Origin of the sequence: Empedobacter sp. GD03797 (assembly GCF_029842105.1) — a bacterium.
Taxonomy (GTDB): domain Bacteria; phylum Bacteroidota; class Bacteroidia; order Flavobacteriales; family Weeksellaceae; genus Empedobacter; species Empedobacter falsenii_C.
Genome location: NZ_JAOCFS010000056.1, coordinates 1 through 4,447 on the forward strand (window position 1 = coordinate 1; position 4,447 = coordinate 4,447).

Genomic DNA, 4,447 nt, shown 5'->3' on the forward strand with positions numbered 1-4,447 from the left:
TTTTAATAATTATTGTAACTTAATACGTTTATGCTTTTGTATAAAGCAACTGTATTACCATCACAATTCTAAGTTAGAAAAATAATTACATACATTCTACTGCCATTATGTTGCCTTTATCCTGCCTTTATGTTGGGAGTATCTAGCAAGTTTCAATAAAATCTAAAAAATCCCCCCGTTTTGTATATGTTATTCACATTTGATGAGCGTTAACAATTACCTCACCCTATGGGTGTACAAATCACCCTCCGAAATTATGGTTTAAGCTGTTACAAGCTCAATACCTGCTTTATCAGCTTTATATTTTATTTTATTTATGAGCTCATAATAGCTCCAGTTTCTTAAGACAAATCTTTCTTCTTTGGCTATTTCTATTTTTTCTTCTTGATCTAGAATAACTATCGTTCCTGCTTTTTTTTCAACGCAAAAATCAATTAACATTCTACTGTAAACATGTAGCCGATGATGAACATATTTACTCTCTGTATTTTGTAATTTTTTTGCTATTTTTAATTTTCTTGCTTTTCCTTTCCCTCCTTTGCAATAAGGCACTCCTTCTAGTATTCTTTTACGAGAAGCTTGTATCGCTAATCTTCTGTACAAAAATTCTTCTTTGCTACCAATGGTAAGTTGAGATCTCCCTATTTTTACAACCAACGGATATTCCAACGACAAGGAAACTTCTGCAATAATATCGGGTTGTAATTGATTTTTTTCTTTTTCAATTTCTACAGTGAATACCCAAAATATTTTATTTTTTTCTAATTTAATATGCGATCTACAAATTCTAATTTCTTTACTTACTATTTGCTCCAATAGCTTATAATTATCAATATAATCTCTTCCAAGATACGTTTTAAAAGGTATTTTATAAAGTTTAAAATAAATGTATTTTTTATCTGTATCATACGAGAATTTACTTATCCTCGCTATATTAAAAGGAATTGCTATATCTCGTTTAAAAATTTTTAATGAAAGTTCACCTTTCCAATACCTGACACAATCCTTCTTGAAGGATAGGTATAACGTATTCATCAAACTAGACAATATATACATTGGAACTTCGTCCTTAAAACGTTTTGAGAGTACACGATAAATGGTAGTCGACCGTGAACATTTGAGTATACCATCTTCATCTTTGTTTTCGTCTACTAATTTATATTTGATTCCGTCAGAGAAATAAAAAAAATCTTTCACCATTTCTTGCACATACAAATGAGAAACAATCAAATTAGCCGCTATAAAACATCTATTTTGCCATTTATAAAGCGTACTCAAAACTTCTTTTCGTTCTTCTTGAGTCGGTAAATCAGTAATTAGCTGTATTTTACGTGTTAAAAAAACTGTAGAATTTTCCATATTTAGTTATTTAGGGGGGTAAACTTATTTTGTTGAGACAATTTATAAGCAACTACAAATTCATTGTGCACTTCTTTCTGAGAAAGTTCTAATGTCTGAGCAATGGTTGTAAACGATTGTTTCTTCTCGAATCGAAGTTTTAAAATCAACGATTGTTTTTCGGTCATTTGATTTTGTTCCTTTTCCTTAGAAACTATTTTCTTTTTAGACACTAATACATCATGACTATTTATAAGGTTCTTAAGATCCTCTATTGCACTTTTAATCTCCTTACTCGTTTCTGAAACTCTTTTTCCCATTGCATTGGCAATCGCTTTGTATCTGAATCCATATTTCAAGCAGAGTTCAATCAAATGTTTTCTTTCACCACTTAATAAGGGTAATATTTTTCTAATTTCTTCATAATGTTGGTCATGTATTACTTTATCCTTTATGTTTTCTGCAACCTCTAACGGATCGTATCCAGTCAAATAACTATCATAATTCTCGTAACTATCTAATGAATGCACCGACCTAAAAAATATATTTTTAGAACTCTTATAATGAGAATAACAACTGTGTTTCAATACAAGTCGCGTGAAATAAAAGATATGTTCAGGTCTTTCTATGTTATCTCGATATTCCCATAATCTAAGAAAAGCATCTTGTACCAAACATTCTACAACAAATTCATCCGTAATTATTTGTTTACCAATCCAAAAAAGTAGTCTTTTATGTCGTGAATAGATTTGCTCCAAAGCTTTTGGATCGCCTTTTTTCAATAATTCATATTCTTTTTCTAGCATAATAAAGGTGGTTTTAATTATGTTTTACGTGATGCGTATTACGTTATACGTTTTTTCATAGTTTTTTAATTCAACATTAGTTTTAAAAGTCACTCCTTACCCTGTACATCGCGCCAACTTTGTTTTTAGGAAAGGGGTTTTTGTTTTTGTTTTTTCTTTATTTTCATTTTTTTGCTCATCCAAAAAACATTTGAAATTAAAAAGAGAAGCCATAGTATGGCTTAGGTATTCCTTTTCTTTAATGTCACTTTTTTTATTCATTGAACATCTATTTTAATTATTGGTATTCATATGCCCTTCGGGGAACAGTCAAAAAAACTAACGAAAAAAGACTTGGCTTTGATTTTCGACGGTCAAAATAAGTTTCAGCCATTGAATGTTTTAAATCATTTGCTACGCAAACAGTAAAACATTTTAACCATGACTTCAACTTTTTGACACTCGCCTCCAAATCATATGACATTTTTATAATCCTTTTTCAATATTCGAATTCGTTGTTATTCTTAGTTCGTCACAGAGCCTCATCCTCAAATACATAAGACATCTTACAATTATAAAATCTCAATTCTCATATCTAACATCTAATCTGTACTTTTTACTTAATACATAGTACTTTTTACAAACTAAACACCGATACACGAACACCGAACAAGCCATACGGAACGCATATACAATGGATACTGAATGGATATAGCGCGGATACACAACCGATACAGAAAAGTGTCATTTTCGATATACAACGATACAGGATTTTAACTCTTTTTAACACTTAATTTATCTAACCACAATGTTTTTTATCAAGTTTTACGTTGTACGCTTAACGTTTTACGTGTTTTTTCTAATTAAAATTCTAATTCGATTTTGACAACGAATTTTGTCATTATGAAACCAGGCATAAACCCACAAATTCCCCTTGGACAGTTTTAAAAATTACATTAATAAATGAAATAAAAATTAACACTACTTTTATGAAGATCATTCACTCTCTTATAAGTTGTCTTCGGGGAATAAAATGTGAGTCTTTATTGTTTAATAATTTTGTCCACTATTTCTCCTTCCTACTAGTAGTATATCCACCAATGAGGTTCGAATTTCTTTTACCATGTCAGTCATGGTTTTTATTTGTGCATATAAAGGTATAGCACAAAATAGTCCCAGTAGCATAACATAAGATTGCCTACTGAATTTGAAGTAAAATTTTCTCATAATTTTACATAGTTTTTAAATTCAACATTAGTTTTAAAAGCCATCCTTTCCAGTACATCGCGCCAACTTTGTTTTAGGGAAAGAGGGGTATGTTTTACGTTATCTGTGATATGTATTACGTCTTTAGTCTTATTAACATTCAAATCCATTTTTTTATCGAATTTAGAAACCGTCCTTGCTGAAAAGTCGAGCGTCAATTCGGCGTAGTGAGCGTTAAAAATGATTTACTGTTCGCATTTCACATGCGAATGATCTAAAGCATTTAGCGAATAGACATTATTGACCGACTTGTAAGCATAGACTTGACTTTTTTGGTTCGTTTTTGTGTCAAGACAAAAATGAATGTAAAATCCTTTCTATCACTTTTTTATTCATAGCTTAATCTATTCTAATTATTTGTATTCATATGCCCTTCAGGGAAGCTCATCCAAAAAAACATTTGTAATTAAAAGGAGGAGCCATAGCATGGCTTAGGTATTCCTTTTCTTTAATGTCACTTTTTTTCGTCAAAAAAACTAACGAAAAAAGACTTGGCTGTAAACCTCTCTACTAAAAATGTCTTCACTCCACTAAAGATTTTACAAACCCTACGGGCTAAAACCTTTTTAACGCTCCATTCATCCATTTTCTTAACGTGAGAGTTTTAATGCCATTTTTTATCCTTTTTCAATCCTCAAATCCATTTATAACAACGAATTCTAAAAACGTCATTGCTGAAAAGTCGAGTGTCAATTCGGCGTAAAGAGCGTTAAAAATGATTTACTGTTCGCATTTCACATGCGAATGATCTAAAGCATTTAGCGAGTAGCCATTATTGACCGACTTGTAAGCATAGACTTGACTTTTTTGGTTCGTTTTTGCGTCAAGGTAAAAATGAACATATAATTATTAATCAACTTGTAACAATTTTTACCTAAGCTCCACTGGAGCTTCTCCTTTTAATTTCAAATTCTTAATCTCAAATGTTTTTTCATCAAGGTTCCCCGTAGGGCATATAAATTCATTTGAAATAATAATAACTCATGAATAAAAAATGAACAAATAATCATTTTCTTATTATCGTAATTATGTTCAGAACCTCATTTCGTTGTCATTCT

The 4,447-nt window shown here is 30.7% G+C and carries 3 protein-coding genes; all 3 read right to left on the reverse strand.

Annotated features, from left to right (window positions below):
- Window positions 1-261: 261 nt before the first annotated feature.
- The 3 genes from N5D90_RS16920 to N5D90_RS16930 all read right to left on the reverse strand — a co-directional run bounded on the left by N5D90_RS16920 (window position 262) and on the right by N5D90_RS16930 (window position 2,405).
- Window positions 262-1,359 (reverse strand): transposase, encoded by a 1,098-nt coding sequence (locus N5D90_RS16920; protein WP_180905163.1) that lies wholly within the window; start codon window positions 1,357-1,359, stop codon window positions 262-264.
- Between the two features lie 2 nt (window positions 1,360-1,361).
- Window positions 1,362-2,144: an RNA polymerase sigma factor gene (locus N5D90_RS16925; protein ID WP_180905164.1), complete on the reverse strand. Its 783-nt coding sequence runs from the start codon at window positions 2,142-2,144 to the stop codon at window positions 1,362-1,364.
- Between the two features lie 96 nt (window positions 2,145-2,240).
- Complete coding sequence (locus tag N5D90_RS16930; protein ID WP_180905165.1) at window positions 2,241-2,405, reverse strand: hypothetical protein; 165 nt, start codon at window positions 2,403-2,405, stop codon at window positions 2,241-2,243.
- Between the last annotated feature and the right edge of the window lie 2,042 nt (window positions 2,406-4,447).